Source organism: Mycobacterium sp. NPDC003323 (assembly GCF_053589535.1).
Genome location: NZ_JBSFSB010000017.1, coordinates 23,043 through 43,031 on the forward strand (window position 1 = coordinate 23,043; position 19,989 = coordinate 43,031).

The following is a 19,989-nucleotide window of genomic DNA, read 5'->3' on the forward strand; positions in this document are numbered from 1 at the left end:
CACTATTCGTCGCGCGGGATGACGATCACCGGCGCGTCGGTGCCGGCCAGGATGCGCGAGGCGGTCGAGCCCAGGAAGATCCGTTTGGGAGCGGCGAAGCGGCTGGAGCCGACGACGAGGATGTCGTCGGTATCCCAGTTCAGTTTCTTCAGAGCGGATTCCAGCGTCATGCCGTCGGCGACCAGCGATTCGATGTCCGGCGAGTCGGGCAGCGCGCGGGCCGCCACGTCCAGATTCTGCTGTGCCGCGCTGACCTGCATGGTGCGCAGATCCTGTAGGTCCTCGGCCTCGGCGAGGTTCTCCGCCGACACGAGCGACACCATCCGGATAGCCAGGTTGGCCGCACTGGCCAGCGTGATGGCGAACGGCAGCGGGTTGTCATCACCCGGGCGGCTGGGCACCGCGGCCGTGACGGTGGTGATGGTGTCGGGCGCATCGTCGGCATAACCGCGTGGGGCCAGCGCCACCGGGATCGTCGAACTGTGCAGCAGCGCACTGGATACCGGGCCGATGACATGGCCGCCGAAGAAGCCGTCGCGGGCGCCGCCGACGACGATGAGGTCCGATTCGTGCGCCTCGGCGAATTTCTCCAGTTCCTCGGCGAACGATTCCCCGACGAGCACGGTGGCATCGACCGACTTGGCCGGACCGGTCAACGCAGAGACCGCCCGGGCGATCCACTGCTTGCCTTTCTCGACGAGTAGTTCCTGGTACTGCGCACGGCCGGGATGCCCGTCGGGCAGCTCCTCGCGCACCACCAGCACGACGTCGACGTCGGCATCGAAGGTGCGGGCCAGGGCGGCCGCCAACGCGACGCCGTCGTCTCCGGTGGGGGTGGCCAGATAGCCGACCGTCAGATGCATTGTCGTGCCTGCGCTTTCGTGTCAGTAGACATCGGGGACCTTGACTTCGGTCTCGGCATTCAGCGTCTCACCCCGGAAGAAGCGTTTGGTGCCGAATGCGAAACACGCCAACATCAGCGGCACGCCGAGCACCAGCATGCCCACCCCGAGGACAAAGACGCCGCCGACCGGGCCGAAGGCGGTGAACCCGTAATCGGGGGCGATCATGTCCTTGGCGCTGATGCCGAACGCGACGGCCATCGCCGTTCCGCCGAGCAGTGGGAAGATGCCGCGGAAGAACAGATCTCGCGCCGAGCGCAACAGCGTACGGCGGAAGTACCAGACGCAGGCGAAGGCGGTGATGCCGTAGTAGAACGCGACCGCCAGGCCCAGCGATGCGACCGAGTCGGCGAGCGCGTTCTCCGACAGGAAGGTCAGTACGAGATAGAAGAACAGCGCCATACAGCCCATCACGATGGTGCCGAACGCCGGTGTCATGTACTTGGGATGCACGTTGGCGAATCGTCTGGGCAGCGCCTCGTAGACCGCCATCGACAGCGTGCCGCGGGCGGTCGGCAGGATGGTGGTCTGCGTCGACGACAGCGCCGACACCGAAACCGTGAGCAGCAGAAGCGAAGCCAGGATGGCCCCGCCCACCGGTTCGCCGAGCACGGTCAGCACGTCGTCGGTGTTGTTGGGGTTGTTCAGGCCGATACCCACGACACCGAAACCGGCGAACGACTGCACCGCGTAGGCCACCAGGACGTAGGTGCACACCAGGATGACGGTGGTGATGACGGCTGCGATACCCGGTGTGCGGCCGGGGTTCTTGGTCTCCTCGCCGACGGCCAGGCAGGCATCCCAGCCCCAGTAGATGAAGACGCACAAAATGATCGCCGCCGCGATCGACGAGATGTCCAGGCCCGCCGGCCACAGCCAGGCCGGCGACGGGCTGACGGCCTGAGCGCCCGCGGTGCCGCCGAAGACACGGATCAACGCCCAGATGCTGGCCGTGATGAGCACACCGAATTGGATGGCGATCAAAACGTTCTGCATGCGTTCGGAGACCACTACGCCGCGCGCGCTGACCAGTGTCATCGCGATGATGAAGAAGGAGCCCAATGCCACCTTGGCGAACAGGTTGTCCGCCAACGCCTCCTGGCCGAGGAACTTGAACAGGTAGATCGCGGCGATCTCGGCGACGTTGGCCAGCACGATGATCGCCGACACGGCCAGTCCCCAGCCGCCGATCCAGCCGATCCACGGGCCGAATGCCTTGGTGCCCCACGTGAACGTGGTGCCGCAGTCCGGGGTATCGGCGGACAACTCCTTGTAGGCGAAGGCGACCAGCAGCATCGGGATGAAGGCCAGCACGAACATGGCAGGCGCCTTGTCCCCGACGTTGAGCACCACATACCCGAGCGTGGCGGCCAGACTGTAGGCCGGTGCCACCGCGGCCAGACCGATGACCACATTGCCCACCAGTCCCAGCGCGCCGGCCTGCAGGCCCTTGTCGGTGGTGATCGGCTGTTCCGCGAGTGCCATGGCTAGGAATATATGGTTTCAGTTGTCTCTCGACACCGATACGACGGAAAGATTGCTTGATCCAGGTTTCAGCGACGGATTCGTGATTCGGGAAGGGGTTGGTATCCGCCCTAGACTCGGCTCATGACGGCGAGCGCGTGGACCGACGAGTTCGAGCGGTTGCGTCCACACCTGCTGGCCCTCGGCTACCGGCTCACCGGAACCTTCGCCGATGCCGAGGACATCGTGCAGGACGCGTGGTTGCGCCGGCACGGGACCGCCGAGCAGATCGTCGATCTGCGTGCCTGGCTCACCACGGTGGTCAGCAGGCTGGGACTGGACCGGCTGCGCTCGGCCGCACATCGTCGCGAGACCTATGTCGGGCAGTGGCTGCCCGAGCCGGTGGTGACCGGTATCGCGGGCGGGGATCCCCTGGCCGCCGTGGTGGCGGGCGAGGACGCGCGGTTCGCCGTGATGGTGGTGCTCGAGCGGCTGACGCCCGAACAGCGCGTCGCCTTTGTGCTGCACGACGGGTTCGGTGTGGCGTTCGCCGAGATTGCCGAGATCCTGGGCGTGAGCGTGGCGGCGGCCCGCCAGCACGCCTCGCGGGCGCGCCGGGCGGTCTCGGCCGCCCCGCCGCCCACGCCCAGTGACGCGCACAACGACGTAGCCGGGCGACTGATGGCGGCGCTGGCCGACGGGGACATGGACGCCGTCGTTGCACTGCTGCACCCCGACGTCACCTTCACCGGTGACTCCAACCGCCGGGCGCCGACGGCCGCACGCGTCATCCACGGGCCGGACAAGGTGGCGCGGTTCCTGTTCGGGCTCGCGCAGCGGTACGGGCCGAACTGGCTGGCCGGCACCGAGTTGGTGCTGATCAACGGCGAGCTCGGCACCTACACCGTGGGTGCGCCGGCCGTCGACGGCTACCCCGAACTGATGCCGCGCATCAGCGCGATGACCATCACTGACGGTTTGGTGCGCGCGGTGTGGGACATCGCCAATCCGGACAAGTTCACGGCGTCTCCGCTTGCTGCGCCCACGGGACCCGGCACGCGTCCCCGGAGCTGAAGCCCTGCTCGGTGATGCCCAGCGCCGAGTACATCCGAGCCCGCATGTTCTCCACCCCGATCTGATAGGTCAGCTCGATGACCCCGTCGTCGCCGAATCGTCGTCTCAGGTCGGCGACCTGCTTATCGGTGACGCTGTGCGGGTCGGTGGTCATCGCGTCGGCGTAGCCGATGGCGGCGCGCTCGTCGGCGCTGAACAGCGGTGACGTCGCGTAGTCGTCGATGTGGCTGAGCCGGTCGACGTCCAGGCCGTCGAGCCGCTGCAGCATGGACCCGAAATCCACGCACCACGAGCAGCCGATGGTGCGGGCCGCCCAGAACACCGCGAGTTCGCGGACGCTGGCAGGCAGCTTCTTCGACCCCGCCTGCAGCAACATCTCGTGCACCGCGTTCGCGGTCAGCAGCCGGGGATGATGCGCGGCGACCGCGAACGGTTCGGGCACCTCACCGAACTTGCGCTTGGCGAACCGGTACATCAGCCGGGTCAGCACGCCGGAGTCCTTCGGGGACAGGGGAGCAATTCTCGTTGTCATAACCCTCAGACGAGACAGCACCGCCGATTGTGACAGCGGTTCTAGTTCGAACCCACCGGGTGCGGGTAGAGAAGAAGCGTGACTGAGAAGCAGCTGCCGAGCCGGGGCTCGGTGTTCGGTGCCCATCTCCGATCGTCGGCCATGGTCGCCATACAGATCGTCGCGGTGGCCGCGGCGCTGTGGATCTTCGCCTGGGTCGTCGGGAAGGCGTGGGTGATCATCCTGCCCGTCGCGCTGGCGGTGGTGATCTGCACGGTGCTGTGGCCACCGGTGCGCTGGATGCGAGACAAGGGCGTACCGGCCGCCGCTGCCGCGTTGTCGGCGCTGTTGGCCGCCTTGGCCGTGATCGCGGGACTGATCACCGCGGTGGCGCCCGCGATCGTCGAACAGTCCACCGAGCTGGCCGAGCAGGCCACCGCCGGTGTGGTGCAGGTGCGCGATTGGCTGGACGGCCCGCCGCTGAACATCAGTCAGGCGCAACTGGATTCGGCGGTCACCGCGATCACCGACCGGCTCAACTCGAGCAGTGCGCAGATCGCGACGGGCGTGTTCACCGGTGTGGGTGCGGCAACCTCGGCGCTGGTCACCCTGTTCACCACCATCGTGGTGCTCTTCTTCCTGCTCAAGGACGGGCCCCGGTTCATCCCGTGGCTGCGCCGGTCGGTCGGGTATCCCGCCGCCCCGCACCTGGCCGAGGTGTTGCAGCGCATCTGGGCCACCCTGGGCGGGTTCATCCGGACCCAGGCGCTGGTCAGCCTCGTCGACGCCGTGCTGATCGGGATCGGACTGGTGGTCCTGGGCGTGCCGTTGGCCTATGCGCTGGCGATCATCACCTTCATCGGCGGCTTCGTGCCGATCGTCGGTGCGTTCGTCGCCGGTGGTCTCGCGGTGCTGATCGCCCTGGTGGCCAACGGGCCGATCAACGCGCTTCTGGTGCTGGCGGTCATCATCGCGGTGCAGCAGCTGGAGGGCAATGTCCTGCAGCCGTGGTTGCAGTCGAAGTCGATGAAGCTGCACGCGGTGCTGGTGCTGCTGGCGGTGACCCTGGGCGCCTCGACGTTCGGTGTCATCGGTGCCTTCCTGGCGGTGCCGGTCGCTGCGGCGGTGGCGGTCATCGTGCGGTACTACGACGAGCAGGTCGCCGAGCGGGCGGGGGAGAACATCGGGCCCGAGCCGCCGCCGGAGTAGCGCCGCGAAAGTGAAGTCGATCGCTGGAAAACTGCGAAAAGTCGCGATCTTCTTCACTTTCGTCATGGGTGGAACCGAACATCGGTGGGCTGCGTCTGAATCTGCATGCTCATCCGTGGAAGTGCGGCCCTGGCCGCAGGGACCGTCACCCGGCACCAGCTGAACACCAGCTTCGACATGCTGCACCGCGATGTCTACGTCGCCCGCGGTACGGCGCTGACCCCGGCCGACAAAGCGATGGCGGCCTGGATGTGGGCGGACGGTCGGGGCGTCGCCGTGGGACTTTCTGCGGCCGCGCTGCACGGTACGAAGTGGATCGACCCGGCTGAACCGGCCGAACTGAACCAGGCGAGCAGGCACAAGACCCGCGGAATCCTGCTTCACAGCGACCGGCTGACCGAATCCGAGATCTGTGTCGTCGACGGCATCAGGGTCACGCCGCCGGCGCGCACGGCGTTCGATCTCGGCCGCCGACGCGGGCTCACCCAGGCGGTGACGCGGGTCGATGCGCTGCTGCAGGCGGTGCCGGAACTGCAACTGGCCGAGGTGCAGGCACTTGTCGACGGACATGGGGGAGCCCGCGGGATGGTGCAGCTGCGGAAGGTACTGGGTCTGGTCGACTACGGCGCCGAATCACCGCAGGAGACGCGACTGAGGCTTGTGTTGACCTGGGAAAGACTGCCGCCCAGCGCAACTCAGATCAACGTCTACGACGGGTACAGCCTGGTGGGCCGCCTCGACATGGGCTGGCCCGAATGGAAGGTCGGGGTCCAATACGACGGCGCGCAGCACTGGACCGATCCGCGCCAACGGACACTCGATATCGAGCAAGACGCCCGTTATCGCGAGTTGGGCTGGCGAATCATTCGGGTGGGGGCGGAGCTGCTGAGATATCGCAGGCCGACGATCATCCGGCGGGTCCGGGCGGAGCTCGATGCCGCGGGCGCACCCCACCCCCTGCCGAACGTGAACACGATCGCGGGGATCGGGCGGAAACTCGCCATCTAGCTCACGTTCGGCCGGCAAGAACCTAGCGCGCGAACATCAAAGCGCGCTTGACCTCCTGGATCGCCTGGGTCACCTGGATGCCGCGCGGGCAGGCCTCGGTGCAGTTGAACGTCGTGCGGCACCGCCACACCCCGTCGACCTCGTTGAGGATGTCCAGGCGCTCGGCCGCACCCTCGTCACGCGAGTCGAAGATGAAGCGGTGGGCGTTGACGATTGCGGCCGGGCCGAAGTAGGACCCCTCGCTCCAGTACACCGGGCACGACGTGGTGCAGCAGGCGCACAGGATGCACTTGGTGGTGTCGTCGAAGCGGGCCCGGTCGGTCGCGCTCTGCACACGTTCCTTGGTGGGCGGGTTGCCGCTGGTGATCAGGAACGGCTTCACCGCGCGGTAGGCATCGAAGAACGGCTCCATGTTCACGATCAAGTCCTTTTCCACGGGCAGGCCGCGGATCGGCTCGATGGTGATGGTCAGCGCCTTGGAAGCCTTCTTGGGCAGCATGTCGCGCATCAGCACCTTGCAGGCCAACCGGTTCACACCGTTGATGCGCATGGCGTCCGACCCGCACACGCCGTGCGCGCAGGACCGGCGGAAGGTCAACGTGCCGTCGAGGTACCACTTCACGTAGTGCAGCAGGTTGAGCAGTCGGTCGCTCGGCAGGCACGGCACCCGGAAGCTCTGCCAGCCGGCCTCGTCGGGGGCGTCCGGGTTGAACCGCGCGATCTTCAGCGTGACCATGACCGCGCCGTCGGGTACGGGCGGCAGCTCCGGCCCGTCGGTGGCGGGCTTCTCGAGAACGCTAGTCATATCAGTACTTCCGTTCCATCGGCTCGTACCGGGTCTGGACCACGGGCTTGTAGTCCAGCCGGATATCGCTCAGCAGATCGGTGCCCTCTTTGTAGGCCATCGTGTGACGCATGTAGTTGGTGTCGTCGCGGTTGGGGTAGTCCTCACGCGCATGCCCGCCGCGGGATTCCTTGCGGTTGAGCGCGCCGACGACGGTGACCTCGGCGAGCTCCAGCAGGAAGCCCAGCTCGATGGCCTCGAGCAGGTCGCTGTTGTAGCGCTTGCCCTTGTCCTGCACCGTGATCCGCGAGTAACGCTCCTTGAGCGCGTGGATGTCGGTGAGGGCCTGCTTCAGCGTCTCCTCGGTGCGGAACACCGCGGCGTTGTTGTCCATCGACTGCTGCAGCTGGGTGCGGATGTCGGCGACGCGCTCGTTGCCGTGCTCGGAGAGGATGTCGCCGACCCAGTTGACCACCATGTCGGCGGGGTTCTCCGGCAGCTCGACGTGGTTGTGGTTGAGCGCGTACTCGGCGGCGGCGATACCGGCGCGGCGACCGAACACGTTGATGTCCAGCAGCGAGTTGGTGCCCAGCCGGTTGGCGCCGTGCACCGACACGCACGCGCACTCACCGGCGGCGTACAGGCCGGGGATGACGTTGGTGTTGTCGCGCAGCACCTGGCCGTTGACGTTGGTCGGGATGCCGCCCATGACGTAGTGGCAGGTCGGGTACACCGGCACCAGCTCGGTCACCGGGTCCACACCCAGGTACGTGCGGGCGAACTCGGTGATGTCGGGCAGCTTGGCTTCCAGCACGTCCTCGCCGAGGTGGCGCACGTCGATGTAGACGTAATCCTTGTTCGGTCCGGCGCCGCGGCCCTCGAGGACCTCCAGCACCATCGAGCGGGCCACGATGTCACGCGGGGCCAGGTCGACGATGGTCGGCGCGTAGCGCTCCATGAAGCGCTCACCGTCGGCGTTGAGCAGGCGTCCGCCCTCACCGCGCACGGCCTCGGAGATCAGGATGCCCAGGCCGGCCAGACCTGTCGGGTGGAACTGGTGGAATTCCATGTCCTCCAGGGGAAGTCCCTTGCGGAAGATGATGCCCAGGCCGTCACCGGTCAGGGTGTGGGCATTGGACGTGGTCTTGTACATCCGGCCCGAACCGCCGGTGGCGAACACGATCGCCTTGGCGTGGAAGACGTGGATGTCACCGGTGGCCAGCTCGTAGGCGACCACACCGGTGGCCACGGGGCCGCCGGGGGTGTCGGTGAGAACGACGTCGAGGGCGTAGAACTCGTTGAAGAACTGCACGTCGTGCTTGACGCAGTTCTGGTACAGGGTCTGCAGGATCATGTGACCGGTGCGGTCGGCGGCGTAGCAGGCCCGGCGGACCGGCGCCTTGCCGTGGTCGCGGGTGTGACCGCCGAAGCGACGCTGGTCGATGCGGCCCTCGGGGGTGCGGTTGAAGGGCATGCCCATCTTTTCGAGGTCATAGACCGCGTCGATGGCTTCCTTGCACATGATCTCGACGGCGTCCTGGTCGGCGAGGTAGTCCCCACCCTTGACGGTGTCGAAGGTGTGCCATTCCCAGTTGTCGTCCTCGACGTTGGCCAGCGCGGCGCACATACCGCCCTGGGCCGCGCCGGTGTGGCTGCGGGTGGGGTACAGCTTGGTCAGCACCGCGGTGCGGGCGCGCGGCCCGGCTTCCACGGCCGCGCGCATACCCGCGCCACCGGCACCGACGATGACGACGTCGTAGCGATGTTCCTGAATCATGCTTTGTCCTTAATTCCCGTCGCTTCGCTCGCCCAGGGTCCGATTAGATGTTCGCGTCGAAGGTGACCAGCACGTAGCTGCCCAGCACCAACGTGAAGCCGGTCGCCAGCAGCAGCAGCGAGTTCAGCCAGAACTTGGTGGTGTTCTTGCGCGCGTAGTCGCCGATGATGGTGCGCATGCCGTTGGCGCCGTGGATCATCGCCAGCCACAGCAGTGCCATGTCCCAGATCTGCCAGAACGGCGACGCCCAGCGCTGCGCGACGAAGTTGAAGTCGATGCGGTACACACCGTCTTGCCACATCAGCATGATGAACAGGTGGCCCAGCGCCAGGAAAACCAGCGCGACGCCGGAGAACCGCATGAACAGCCAGGCGTACTTCTCGAAGTACGGGATGCCGCGGGGCCTACGCGGTGCGCGCGGGTGATCCAGGCTCGCGGGCCGGTCGTGCTCCTTCTCCTGCACCGGGGCGATTCGCCCCTCCTTGTGGTGCGGGGACCATGCTCCGGTTGTCTCGCTCACAGGAAACGCTCCGCCATGTGCATTCCGATCACTCCCACGGACGGGACCATCACGGCGATCCACACGCCGGCGATGACCCACAACATCTTGCGCTGATACTTGGGACCCTTTTGCCAGAAGTCGATCAGGATCACCCGGATGCCGTTGAGCGCGTGATACAGCACCGCGGCCACCAGGCCGAGCTCCATCAATCCGATGATCGGCGTCTTGTACGTCTCGATGATCGAGTTGTAGGCCTCCGGGCTGACCCGGACCAGTGCCGTGTCGAGCACGTGCACCAACAGGAAGAAAAAGATCGTGGCACCGGTGATGCGGTGCAACACCCAGCTCCACATGCCTGGGTCGCCGCGGTACAAGCTGCGGCGGCGCGCCGGTTTGGATCGCGGTGCCGGGATATCGGATTCCGCGGTCGTGGCTGTGCTCATCGAGTCCTCCAACGCCTTCGGTGGACGTCCGGGGACAAGGCTGAATCAGTCCCCAAACCTCGGGGCGACTCTAATCCCATTTGTGGTGCCCGAAGAACTAGCGTGGGGGCCGAAAGGGGTCCTTTACCATAAAGTTAGGGTTACCTATGTTGCTTCCCTGCTTCGGGAGGGTGGTTCTCGGAATGCATTCAGACGATGGTGAACGGGCGCCCAATGACTGGTGAAATCGACTGGAAGGCGTTGCGGGACAAGGCGATCGAGGTTGCCAGGCGGGCGTACGCGCCGTACTCGGGATTTCCCGTCGGGGCCGCGGCGATTGTCGACGATGAGCGATTCATCCTCGGATGCAATGTGGAGAATGTCTCATATGGCCTAGGTCTCTGTGCTGAGTGTGCTGTGGTCTGCGCCCTGCATTCCAGCGGTGGGGGACGCCTGATCGCGCTCAGCTGTGTGGCCGCCGACGGCGCCCCGCTGATGCCCTGTGGGCGGTGCCGGCAGCTGCTCTTCGAGCATGGCGGCCCAGAGCTGTTGATCGATCATCCGACGGGGCCGAAAAGGCTGGCTGACCTGCTGCCGGACGCGTTCGGCCCCGATGACCTGGAGCGGGTATGAGCATGTTCGATGCACCCTCGGTGATCCGGACCAAACGCGACGGCGGCGTCCTGTCCGACGCCGCCATCGACTGGGTGATCGACGGGTACACCCACGGCCGGGTCGCCGACGAGCAGATGTCGGCGCTGCTGATGGCGATCTTCCTGCGCGGGATGACCCGTGCGGAGATCACCCGCTGGACCGCGGCCATGATCGGTTCCGGGGAGCGGTTCGACTTCACCGATCTGGGCCGGCCACTGGTGGACAAACATTCCACCGGCGGCGTCGGCGACAAGATCACCATCCCTTTGATACCGGTGGTACTGGCTTGTGGCGCAGCGGTTCCGCAGGCAGCCGGGCGCGGGCTCGGCCACACCGGCGGCACCCTGGACAAGCTGGAATCCATCGCCGGATTCACCGCCGAACTGTCCAGGGCGCAGATCCGCGATCAGCTCGCCGGGGTGGGTGCGGCGATCTTTGCCGCCGGTGAGCTGGCCCCGGCCGACCGCTTGATCTACGCGCTGCGCGACATCACCGCCACCACCGAGTCGCTGCCGTTGATCGCCAGCTCGGTGATGAGCAAGAAGCTCGCCGAGGGCGCCCGGTCGCTGGTGCTCGACGTCAAGGTCGGCAGGGGCGCATTCCTCAAAACCGAGGCCGAGTCACGCGAGCTCGCCGCGACCATGGTGGCGCTCGGCAACGACTCGGGCATCCCGACCCGCGCGCTGCTCACCGATATGAACCGGCCGCTGGGCCGCACCGTCGGCAACGCCGTCGAGGTGGCCGAGTCCCTGGAGGTGCTGGCCGGCGGCGGACCCGACGACGTCGTGGAGCTCACGCTGGCGTTGGCCACCGAGATGCTCGGCGCCGCCGGCGTCGACGCCGTGGACCCCGCCCAGACCCTGCGGGACGGCACCGCCATGGACCGCTTCCGCGAGCTCGTCGCCGCCCAAGGGGGAGACCTGGACCAACCGCTGCCGATCGGCGCGCACACCGAGACGGTGACGGCCGATGCCGGCGGCGTGATGGGCGATATCGACGCGATGGCCGTCGCCATGGCGGCCTGGCGACTCGGTGCCGGTCGTGCGGCGCCCGGACAGCCCGTGCAGTTCGGTGCCGGGGTGCGCATCCACCGTCGCCCCGGCGAACCGGTCGCCGCCGGCGAGGCGTTGTTCACGCTGTACACCGACACCCCGGACCGGCTGGCGCCCGCCCTCGCCGAACTCGAGGGTGGCTTCGGCGTCGGGACGCAACCGGCCGAGATCGGTCCGCTGGTCATCGACCGCATCGGTTAGCGGCGAACCGGCGACGGTTCGGTGAACAGCGCTGCCCCGGCTTGCGGTGGCGAGCAAGATGGACAGATGAGTACGCCATTGACGCTGGACCTCATCCAACAAGCCCCCAAGGCCCTTCTGCACGACCACCTCGACGGCGGACTACGCCCGGCCACCGTGCTGGAATTGGCGCAGGAGACGGGCTATGACGGCCTGCCCGCCGCCGACGTCGACGAGTTGGCGACGTTCTTCCGGACCGCCGCACACAGCGGGTCGCTGGTGCGTTACCTGGAGCCGTTCGCCCACACCGTCGGGGTGATGCAGACCCCGGATGCCCTGCATCGGGTCGCCTTCGAGGCCGTCGAGGATCTGGCCGCCGACAACGTCGTCTATGCCGAGATCCGGTTCGCCCCGGAACTGCACATCGACGGTGGGCTGTCCCTGGACGCGGTCGTCGACGCGGTGCTCGACGGTTTCGCCGAGGGTGAGAAGGCTGCCGCCGGGGCCGGCCGCGCGATCGTGGTGCGCTGCCTGGTCACCGCGATGCGCCACGCCGCCCGGTCCCGCGAGATCGCCGAGTTGGCGGTGCGCTTCCGCGACCGCGGGGTCGTCGGCTTCGACATCGCCGGTGCCGAGGCCGGCTACCCGCCGAGCCGCCATCTCGATGCCTTCGAGTACATGCGAAGCAACAACGCGCGCTTCACCATTCACGCCGGCGAGGCGTTCGGGCTGCCGTCGATCCATGAGGCCATCGCGTTCTGCGGGGCCGACAGACTGGGCCACGGGGTGCGCATCGCCGACGACATCACGGTGGCCGAGGACGGCAGCTTCGAGCTCGGCCGATTGGCGGCGATCCTGCGGGACAAGCGAATTCCGCTCGAGCTGTGCCCCAGCTCGAATGTGCAGACCGGCGCGGTCGGCAGCATTGCCGAGCACCCGTTCGACCTGCTGGCGCGGGCCCGGTTCCGGGTCACCGTCAACACCGACAACCGGTTGATGAGCGACACCACCATGAGCCAGGAGATGCTGCGCCTGGTCGAGGCGTTCGGCTACGGCTGGAGCGATCTGCTGCGCTTCACCATCAACGCGATGAAGTCGTCGTTCCTGCATTTCGACGAGCGACTGGCGCTCATCGACGGGGTGATCAAACCGCGCTACGCGGTGCTGATCGGCTGATCACTCGGTGCGCAGCCGCGATTCGACGAACCGCTCCAGCTCTTCGAACTGCTCGACGGCCGCGGCCGTGGAACCCCTGGGCGCGGGCTTCTTCGGATCGAGCACATGGGCGACGAAGGCGCCGAGGGGCTGATCGGCCTCCAACGCCTTGGACACGCTGGGATCCTCGGCGTAATCGCCGACGTCGGTGAGGAATTCGAGAGCGAGGTCGAGCTGGTCGCGGTCCACGGCCTCGGGTCCGTCGGCGATGTCATCGGCCAGCCCGGAGAGCACGTAGATGTTCTCGTCGGTGACCTCGACGCGCAGCGAGCCGTCGGTGGCGGCGGTCCGGATGATCTCGTAGGTGCTGAATCCGGAAAGGTCGCTCTCGTGCTCGTCGGCCAGATAGCGGGCCAGCGTGCGCTCGGAACTGAACACGCTGATGCGACCGTTGCGGCCGAGGAAGCGCGGTTCGTCGCCGATGTAGCAGCGCAGCGTGTAGAGGGTGCCGCCGCTGGTCATGATGCGGATCGGGTCGATGCCGACCTGGGTCCAGAAATCCTCGTCGCTGCCCAGCACCTGGCGCTCGGCCTCGGCCTCCAGCGCGTCTTCCTCTTCCTCGGTGTCGACCTCACCCTCGATCACCACATCGTCGTCATCGTCGACGGCGATGTCGTCTTCCTCCGGGGCGGGCTCGGCCAGTTCGGCCTCGGCCTTGGCCGATTCGGCCGCGTTCACCTCGGGGGTGCTGACCAGCCCGTCGAGAGTATCGATGACACCGTCCCAGGCGCGGCCGATGACGGCTTCGATCTCCGACCAGCGCTTGCGGCCCGCGCGGCCCTCGAACGCCTCGATACCGCCGCCGAGGGTGCCCAGCACCGGGTTGCCGTTGAAGAACTTGGTGATGGTGGGCAGCTCGCACACGTTGCCGATGGCCGAGACGATGCCGAGCGCACCGCGCAACGCGGCCACCGAGTCGGCGTTCGGCTTCTCGGCCACCACCTCGGGCACACCGATCAGGTCGTGCTGCTGGTCCTCGGCCGGGTCGAACCGGTGCGCGTTGGCCCGGGTGAGCCTCTCCCAGGCCGGGTGATCGGTCAGATCGTTGTCGTCGTTGGTCCGCACGAACGCGGCCAGGTCGGCGGCCGACTCGAAGGCGAAGATGTCCTCGTCCTTGCCGAGGAAGGCCTCCCACTCGTCGCCGGCGTCGCGCCACCGCGGAGCCCACAGGGTGTACAGGTCGCCATTGGTCAGTCCGAGCCGGACCGGCACGATGTCAGCCGCCATGCGCCATAGCGTAACGATGCGGGCTGTGAGCTCACGCAGGTCGTCCCACTTCGCGACCGGCTCATGCGGTCGGCCGCCAGAAGCCCTGGAATCCCTGCCCGGCATTGGTGGTGCGGATCGGCGACAGCTGCACCGGATCACCGGCCTCGATCATGGTGCCGTTGCCGACGACCATCGCGACGTGACCGTCCCATACCGCCAGATCCCCGGGGCGCAGTGAACCGGCGTCGACCGGGGCGCCGATGTCCTGTTCCTGGGCCAGTCGCGGGATGGTCAATCCGGCCTCGCGGTAGGCCCACTGGGTCAGGCCGCTGCAGTCCAGCCCGACCCCGGCCGTCGTACCGCCCCACTGGTAGGGCACTCCCAGCTGGGTGAGCGCGTGCCGGACCGCGCCCGCGGCGACGGGATTGGGTGCGGTCACGGTGCTGCCGTCGGGCAGCCGCACCGCCTCGCCGGCACCGAACTGCGCGGCGTCGGGCAGCGGGGTGTCCCGGTGCGCGGCGAGCACGGCCTCGGCGGGCGCCGAACCCGGCCAGGGCATCGCAGGCGGCATGAACCCGGCCGGTGCCGCGGTCGGCAGCGGCGGTGCCGCGGACGCGCCGCCCGAGGCGACTCCGCTCAACCGGCCCTGCAGGTCGTCGACCAGCCGGCCCGCGGTCAGCTGTGCGCGGCGGGACTCGTCGGCGAGGGTCTGGGCGACACCGGGGGTGTCGAGCGCGGGCTCCAGGACGGCGGCGCGCGCCTCGAACTCGGCGATCAGGCTTTCCAGTTCGCCGCGCACCGAGTCGACGGCGTCGGCCGCGCGTTGTACGTCCGCGCGCAGGTCCTCGAGATGATCGGCGAGCCCCTGTGCCGCGGCGACGGCCCGGCCGAGGTAGGTCTGCGCGGACGCCGCGCCGGCCCCGCGCCAGAGCTCACGCAACCGGTCACCGGCGCGGGCGAGCGCGTCGGCGGCGTCGGTGAGCCGGCGGTGCAGTCCGGCCAGTTGCGTGATCGCCTGTGCGGAATCGCCGGAGCCGAGCTGGGCCAGCAGCCCGTGTAGCGGGGCGCTCAGCGCGGACGGCACGTCACCCGCCCAGCGCGGCGACGGCGCGGTGCTCGGCGTCGGCGTAGGCCGTCGCCGTATGCCCGGCGGTGGCGGACGCTCCGACCAGATCGGCACCGAGGTCGCGGGCACGCTGCGCCGCCGTGGCCAGTGCGCGCGTCAGCGCGGTCGAGAACTCGGCGCCGACGGGACCCAGCGCGGCGTGCACCGCGGGCGCGGCGGCGGGCAGGGCGGCGGCGACTGCGTCGAGATCGGTGGCGATCCGGGACAGCTCGGCGCCGAGGACGGTGATGGCCGCGGTATCAGCGAACATGTGGTTATGACGCGGCGGGCGGCCGTTCGGTTCCATCGGGTTTCCGGTGCGGGTCCCGCCGCCACGCCGACTAGTCTCTGAGCCCATGGATGTCCGCGTCGTCGATCACCCGCTGGCCGCCGCCCGTCTGACCGCGCTGCGCGATGAGCGCACCGACAACGCGGCGTTCCGGGCCGCGCTGCGCGACCTCACCCTGATGTTGATCTACGAGGCCACCCGGGATGCGGCGACCGAGAGGATCACGGTGCGCACGCCGCTGACCGAGACGACCGGGACCCGACTGGCGAATCCACCGCTGCTGGTACCGGTGCTGCGCGCCGGGCTGGGCATGGTCGACCAGGCGCATGCGCTGATTCCGGAGGCCCAGGTCGGCTTCGTCGGGATCGCCCGCAACGAGGAGACCCACCAGCCGACGCCGTATCTGGCCTCACTGCCCGACGATCTGCGCGGCCGTTCGGTTTTCGTGCTCGACCCGATGCTGGCCACCGGCGGATCGATGGCGCACACGCTGGGTCTGCTGCAGGAACGCAACGCCGATGACATCACCGCGGTGTGCGTGGTGTGCGCGCCCGAGGGCATCGCCGCCCTGGAGCGGGTCGCTCCCGGGATCCGGCTGATCACCGCGACCGTCGACGAGGGACTCAACGAGATCGCCTATATCGTCCCGGGCCTCGGTGATGCCGGTGACCGGCAGTTCGGTCCGCGCTAGCTACCAGCGCTCGGCGACGGCGCGCACGGCCTCGGCCAGTTCGGTGGCCTGCGCCCGGGCGGCGGCCAGGTCATCGGTGGGTGGACGCCGAATCTCGATATAGGACTTGAGCTTCGGTTCGGTGCCCGAGGGACGCACGACCACCCGTAACCCGTCCCCGGTGAAGATCAACGCGTCGGTGCGCTGCTGCCCGCGGTGCTGTGCGAGGTCCTCGACGGTCACCGGGTAACCGGCGAGTTCGGTCGGGGGTTGGGCGCGCAACCGGGCCATCGCCGCATCGGCGTCGTCGACGCGCCGCGACACGGCGGCGGTGTGGTGCACGCCGTGCCTGCGGGCCAGGTCGTCGAGGGCGTCGAGCAGGGTGCGGTGCTGAGCGCGCAGGGCGGCGACCAGATCGCACACCAGCACCGCGGCGCTGATTCCGTCCTTGTCGCGCACCGCCTCCGGGTCCACGCAGTGACCGATCGCCTCCTCGTAGGCGTAGATCAGGTCGGATCCGGCGCGCGCCAGCCATTTGAATCCGGTCAGCGTCTCGGCGTGACGTGCGCCGTGACTCGCGGCGATGGCCGCCAGCATGCGTGAGGACACCACGGTGCTCGCCACCAGCGCCTGTCCGGGTGAGGGGTGCAGTGACAGCAGGTGATCGCCGAGCAGCCAACCGGTTTCGTCGCCGCTCAGCATGCGCCAGCCAGTGGGCACAGCCACGCCTACCGCACAGCGGTCGGCATCGGGATCCAGCGCGATCGCGATCTCGGCGCCGACCTCGGCGGCCAACGCGAGCAGGGCGTCGGTCGCTCCGGGTTCCTCGGGGTTGGGAAATGAGACGGTGGGGAAGTCCGGGTCCGGCGCGAACTGGGTGTCGACCACATGCACGTCGTCGATACCCGCCAATGCCAATGCGTCCAGGGCGAATTCGCCGCCGACACCGTGCAGTGGGGTCAGGGCCACGCGCACCGGGCCCGCGGATCGGCGCACGGATGCCGCGCGCTCCAGATAGGCCGTGACGATCTCGGCGCCCGACGGCGACACCGGCACCCGGGTGATCTCGTCGGCATGCGGAGCGCGGGCGATCGCGGCCTCGATATCGCGGTCGGTGGGGGAGATGATCTGCAGACCACCGTCACCGAACACCTTGTAGCCGTTGTCGGTGGCCGGGTTGTGCGAGGCGGTGATCTGCACACCGGCCGCAGCGCCGAGTCGCCGGACCGCGAAGGCGACCACCGGGGTCGGCGCCGGGGCGAACAGCAGTCTCACCGAGAACCCCTCGGCGGCAAGTACTTCGGCGGCCGCCGTAGCGAACTGTTCCGAACCGTGCCGGGCGTCGCGGCCGACCACGACCTGCGATCCGCCCAGGCAACGGTCCTTGAGCACCTGGGCCAGTGCCCAGGTGGTGCGCAGGACGACGGCCAGGTTCATCCCATCCGGGCCGCCGCGCAGCGGACCGCGCAATCCCGCCGTGCCGAAGGTCAACGGGTGGGCGAAGCGGCGGTCGAGTTCGTCGTCGGCACAGCCGGCCAGTTCGGCGGCGGTGGCCGGGTCCGGGTCGTGGGCGATCCAGTCCTGCGCCGAAGTCATGCCCCGATTGTGCCCGCCTCGGCGTCGGCGAGCTTGCGCAGCACCGGGGCGACGAGCATCAACAGGTCGAATTCCAGATCGGTGAGGTTCTGCCGCATCGAGTTCGACAGCCAGGTGTCACGTTCGGCGCGGTCGGCGGCCAGCAGTTCGGCCCCCGCATCGGTGAGTTGGACGAGCTGCCGTCTGCGGTCGGCGTCGTCGGTGCGGCGCGAAGCCAGCCCGGCCGCCACCAGGCCGTTGATGCCGTCGGTCAGCGATTGCACCCGCACGTGCATCCGGGCCGCCAACTCGGCGGGTGTCGCGGCACCGGTCCGGGTGACCTCGGCCAGCACCTGCATCTGACTCAGCGTCAGTCCGTGGTCGGGCCGGTGCCGGCGCAGCTGGCGCGCGACGGCCATCACCGATTCCCGCAGTTCGGTGGCCGCGGGAATGTCCGCATGCGTCATATACCAAGTTATACCTTGGTATTTTTCGGATAACCAGCAATTTGCTCCGTTCTATTCACAAGGGGATACTTGTCATCAAAGGAGGTGGGCATTGACCGGCAAGGTGCGCGGGGCGGCGAAGTGGGCGGTGCTGGCGGTCGTCAGTGTCGCGGTCAGCGCCGGCTTCGGCGCACTCGGTGTGCCCTCGGCCGCCCTGTTCGCCGCGTTGGTCGTCGGCATCGTGCTGGCCCTGTCGTCGTTCGCCCCGGCCGGCGTGCCGCGGCGCGCCGGCGTGACCGCCCAGGGAATCCTCGGCGTCTACATCGGGACGATGGTGTCCGAGGACGCCGCGGGAGCGCTGGGGCCGCACTGGCCGGTGGTGATCGCGGTGGCGGTGGGGACTCTGGTGCTCAGTGTGCTGTCGGGAGCCCTGTTGGGATTGCGTCGAGATGTCACTCCGCTGACCGGGTCGCTGGCGTTGACGGCCGGTGGCGCGTCCGGTCTGGTCGCCATCGCGCGGGAACTCGGCGGTGACGAACGCCTGGTCTCGGTGGTGCAGTATCTGCGCGTCGGACTCGTGACGGCATCCATGCCGATCGTCGTGACGCTGGTCTTCCATGCCGACCGGTCGCATCCGTCGTCGACGCCGTTGAGCCAGGCAGACCCGGCGCCGTGGTATCTGAGCCTGGCGATGCTGCTGGCCCTGGTGGTGGTCGGGACGCTGGTCGGCAAGGCCGTCCGGCTACCGGGAGCCGGCCTGCTCGGTCCGCTGGCGTTCACGGTGGCCCTCGAATTGTCCGGCCAATCTAACGGTTTGACCGTCCCGGTGGTGCTGGTCCAGATCGCGTACCTGTTGATCGGCTGGCAGGCCGGATTGGCGTTCACCCGCGAATCGCTGCGCTCGGTCGGCCGGGCGCTACCCGCGGCGCTGACGCTGATCGTGGTGTTGACCGTCGCCACGGCGGGCCTGGGCGTGTTGCTGGCCCACGTCACCGGCCTGACCCTGCTGGAGGGCTACCTGGCCACCAGCCCGGGCGGGGTGTACGCCGTCCTGGCCACCGCCGTCGAGACCGGCTCCAACGTCACCTTCATCATCGCCGCCCAGGTGGTGCGGATCCTGCTGATGCTGTTCGCGGCGCCGTTTTTGGCAAAGGGGATGGCCGCGTTGAGCCGGCGGCGGAGTCGAGACCCGGTCGGCGTCAGCGCAGCACCCGATAGATGATGGGCTGGGCGGCAACGCCATTGGCCTTGAAGATGGCGAGCACGAACCGCCGGAACTCCGGATGGAACAGCAGCACCGGCAGGAAGGTGCGCAGGTTCGGCCAACTCGCGTGGTTGACGATGCGGAAGTCGGTGCGTTCACCGGGCAGCGGGCGCAACAGCGTCGAGTTCGGCAAATCGGTGTGCCGCTGGAACCAGCCCGCCGTGTACTCCCACACGTCGTAGACGGTGTCGGCGTCGTCGCAGTGGAAGTAGTTGAACAGGAACCAGTCGTCGCGGCGATGGTCGACGGCGGCGATGCGCGCGGCATTGTCGGCGGCCACCTGATAGGTGTTCTCGCCGAGTTCGGCGAGCAGCGCGCGGAAGTCCGGGTCGGCGCGCACGCGATCGACGCCGTCGTGGTCACGGGTGCGGATCAACACCACGATGTCGTGACGCGCGGGCCGGACCCCGGCGCGGGCCAGCAGTGCGGCGCCCTCGCCGGGCGGCCGCACCGCGGGGCGAAAGAGCGTCACCTCGAGCACATCCGCGCGGGTTCGCAGGGTGCGGCACAGCGCGGCGGCCCGGGCCAGCACGGCGCTGCGCCGCCGCGAGGGCAGCGGGAACGGCCCGGCCCACTTCCCGATCTCGGCGGCCAGCACGAGGTAGCCGGCACCGTCGGGATCGGTCAGTGTCGCGGGTATGGCCAGCTGGGCGTTGACGATCTCCATGGGTGTCTCC

The 19,989-nt window shown here is 68.4% G+C and carries 20 protein-coding genes and 1 pseudogene; 8 read left to right on the forward strand and 13 right to left on the reverse strand.

The window, feature by feature from the left end; all coding sequences use genetic code 11:
• Positions 1 to 2: 2 nt before the first annotated feature.
• Together ACWDUN_RS25375 and ACWDUN_RS25380 are read right to left on the reverse strand one after the other, a co-directional pair.
• A complete protein-coding gene (locus ACWDUN_RS25375) occupies positions 3 to 863 on the reverse strand; it encodes a universal stress protein (protein WP_449933002.1) in 861 nt (286 codons plus the stop codon).
• A 21-nt stretch (positions 864 to 884) separates the two neighbouring features.
• On the reverse strand, positions 885 to 2,387 hold the full coding sequence (locus tag ACWDUN_RS25380) for an APC family permease (protein ID WP_449933004.1): 1,503 nt from the start codon (positions 2,385 to 2,387) through the stop codon (positions 885 to 887).
• Positions 2,388 to 2,510: 123 nt separating this feature from the next.
• On the opposite strand from ACWDUN_RS25380, the gene ACWDUN_RS25385 reads away from it, so the two are divergent.
• Entirely contained in the window at positions 2,511 to 3,440 is a 930-nt protein-coding gene (locus tag ACWDUN_RS25385; RefSeq protein WP_449933006.1) for a sigma-70 family RNA polymerase sigma factor, read from the forward strand.
• Here the strand turns inward: ACWDUN_RS25385 and ACWDUN_RS25390 are convergent.
• Positions 3,385 to 3,984: pseudogene (locus tag ACWDUN_RS25390) on the reverse strand (carboxymuconolactone decarboxylase family protein); the annotation flags it as partial. The gene ACWDUN_RS25385 and the pseudogene ACWDUN_RS25390 overlap by 56 nt on opposite strands.
• Positions 3,985 to 4,113: 129 nt before the next feature.
• Between ACWDUN_RS25390 and ACWDUN_RS25395 the strand changes: the two are divergent.
• Both ACWDUN_RS25395 and ACWDUN_RS25400 read left to right on the forward strand, forming a co-directional pair.
• Complete coding sequence (locus tag ACWDUN_RS25395) at positions 4,114 to 5,160, forward strand: AI-2E family transporter (RefSeq protein ID WP_449933106.1); 1,047 nt, start codon at positions 4,114 to 4,116, stop codon at positions 5,158 to 5,160.
• A gap of 105 nt (positions 5,161 to 5,265) precedes the next feature.
• A complete protein-coding gene (locus tag ACWDUN_RS25400) occupies positions 5,266 to 6,168 on the forward strand; it encodes an endonuclease domain-containing protein (protein ID WP_449933008.1) in 903 nt (300 codons plus the stop codon).
• A 22-nt stretch (positions 6,169 to 6,190) separates the two neighbouring features.
• Here ACWDUN_RS25400 and ACWDUN_RS25405 read toward each other — a convergent pair whose 3' ends face one another.
• Genes ACWDUN_RS25405 through sdhC form a run of 4 tightly spaced genes read right to left on the reverse strand, consistent with a single transcriptional unit; the run spans position 6,191 to position 9,674 of the window.
• A complete protein-coding gene (locus ACWDUN_RS25405; RefSeq protein WP_449933010.1) occupies positions 6,191 to 6,973 on the reverse strand; it encodes a succinate dehydrogenase iron-sulfur subunit in 783 nt (260 codons plus the stop codon).
• Between the two features lies 1 nt (position 6,974).
• Positions 6,975 to 8,729 carry a succinate dehydrogenase flavoprotein subunit gene (gene sdhA, locus ACWDUN_RS25410; RefSeq protein WP_449933011.1) on the reverse strand — a complete coding sequence of 585 codons (1,755 nt, stop codon included), beginning with the start codon at positions 8,727 to 8,729 and terminating at the stop codon, positions 6,975 to 6,977.
• A 43-nt stretch (positions 8,730 to 8,772) separates the two neighbouring features.
• Positions 8,773 to 9,201 carry a succinate dehydrogenase hydrophobic membrane anchor subunit gene (locus ACWDUN_RS25415; RefSeq protein ID WP_449933108.1) on the reverse strand — a complete coding sequence of 143 codons (429 nt, stop codon included), beginning with the start codon at positions 9,199 to 9,201 and terminating at the stop codon, positions 8,773 to 8,775.
• Between the two features lie 44 nt (positions 9,202 to 9,245).
• Complete coding sequence (gene sdhC, locus ACWDUN_RS25420) at positions 9,246 to 9,674, reverse strand: succinate dehydrogenase, cytochrome b556 subunit (RefSeq protein WP_449933013.1); 429 nt, start codon at positions 9,672 to 9,674, stop codon at positions 9,246 to 9,248.
• 213 nt (positions 9,675 to 9,887) lie between these two features.
• On the opposite strand from sdhC, the gene ACWDUN_RS25425 reads away from it, so the two are divergent.
• The 3 genes from ACWDUN_RS25425 (at position 9,888) to ACWDUN_RS25435 (ending at position 12,715) form a co-directional block, all read left to right on the forward strand.
• Complete coding sequence (locus ACWDUN_RS25425) at positions 9,888 to 10,286, forward strand: cytidine deaminase (protein WP_449933015.1); 399 nt, start codon at positions 9,888 to 9,890, stop codon at positions 10,284 to 10,286.
• Positions 10,283 to 11,560: a thymidine phosphorylase gene (locus tag ACWDUN_RS25430; protein WP_449933017.1), complete on the forward strand. Its 1,278-nt coding sequence runs from the start codon at positions 10,283 to 10,285 to the stop codon at positions 11,558 to 11,560. The genes ACWDUN_RS25425 and ACWDUN_RS25430 overlap by 4 nt, the downstream gene beginning before the upstream one ends.
• 66 nt (positions 11,561 to 11,626) lie before the next feature.
• Entirely contained in the window at positions 11,627 to 12,715 is a 1,089-nt protein-coding gene (locus tag ACWDUN_RS25435) for an adenosine deaminase (protein WP_449933019.1), read from the forward strand.
• Here ACWDUN_RS25435 and satS read toward each other — a convergent pair whose 3' ends face one another.
• The 3 genes from satS to ACWDUN_RS25450 all read right to left on the reverse strand — a co-directional run bounded on the left by satS (position 12,716) and on the right by ACWDUN_RS25450 (position 15,339).
• Complete coding sequence (gene satS, locus ACWDUN_RS25440; RefSeq protein WP_449933021.1) at positions 12,716 to 13,981, reverse strand: protein export chaperone SatS; 1,266 nt, start codon at positions 13,979 to 13,981, stop codon at positions 12,716 to 12,718.
• A 61-nt stretch (positions 13,982 to 14,042) separates the two neighbouring features.
• Positions 14,043 to 15,047, reverse strand: a complete 1,005-nt coding sequence (locus ACWDUN_RS25445; RefSeq protein WP_449933023.1) for a bifunctional WXG100 family type VII secretion target/C40 family peptidase — start codon at positions 15,045 to 15,047, stop codon at positions 14,043 to 14,045.
• A gap of 1 nt (position 15,048) precedes the next feature.
• Positions 15,049 to 15,339, reverse strand: coding sequence for a type VII secretion target (locus tag ACWDUN_RS25450; protein ID WP_449933024.1), 291 nt, complete (start codon positions 15,337 to 15,339; stop codon positions 15,049 to 15,051).
• An 85-nt stretch (positions 15,340 to 15,424) separates the two neighbouring features.
• Between ACWDUN_RS25450 and upp the strand changes: the two genes are divergently transcribed.
• On the forward strand, positions 15,425 to 16,048 hold the full coding sequence (upp, locus tag ACWDUN_RS25455) for a uracil phosphoribosyltransferase (RefSeq protein ID WP_449933026.1): 624 nt from the start codon (positions 15,425 to 15,427) through the stop codon (positions 16,046 to 16,048).
• On the opposite strand, the gene ACWDUN_RS25460 is transcribed toward upp, so the two are convergent.
• Entirely contained in the window at positions 16,049 to 17,623 is a 1,575-nt protein-coding gene (locus ACWDUN_RS25460; RefSeq protein ID WP_449933028.1) for a phospho-sugar mutase, read from the reverse strand.
• Complete coding sequence (locus ACWDUN_RS25465; RefSeq protein WP_449933030.1) at positions 17,620 to 18,069, reverse strand: MarR family winged helix-turn-helix transcriptional regulator; 450 nt, start codon at positions 18,067 to 18,069, stop codon at positions 17,620 to 17,622. Before ACWDUN_RS25465 ends, ACWDUN_RS25460 begins: the two co-directional genes overlap by 4 nt.
• A gap of 91 nt (positions 18,070 to 18,160) precedes the next feature.
• Between ACWDUN_RS25465 and ACWDUN_RS25470 the strand changes: the two genes are divergently transcribed.
• Complete coding sequence (locus ACWDUN_RS25470) at positions 18,161 to 19,270, forward strand: AbrB family transcriptional regulator (RefSeq protein WP_449933031.1); 1,110 nt, start codon at positions 18,161 to 18,163, stop codon at positions 19,268 to 19,270.
• Here ACWDUN_RS25470 and ACWDUN_RS25475 read toward each other — a convergent pair.
• A complete protein-coding gene (locus tag ACWDUN_RS25475; protein WP_449933033.1) occupies positions 19,248 to 19,979 on the reverse strand; it encodes a hypothetical protein in 732 nt (243 codons plus the stop codon). The genes ACWDUN_RS25470 and ACWDUN_RS25475 overlap by 23 nt on opposite strands.
• Positions 19,980 to 19,989: the final 10 nt, after the last annotated feature.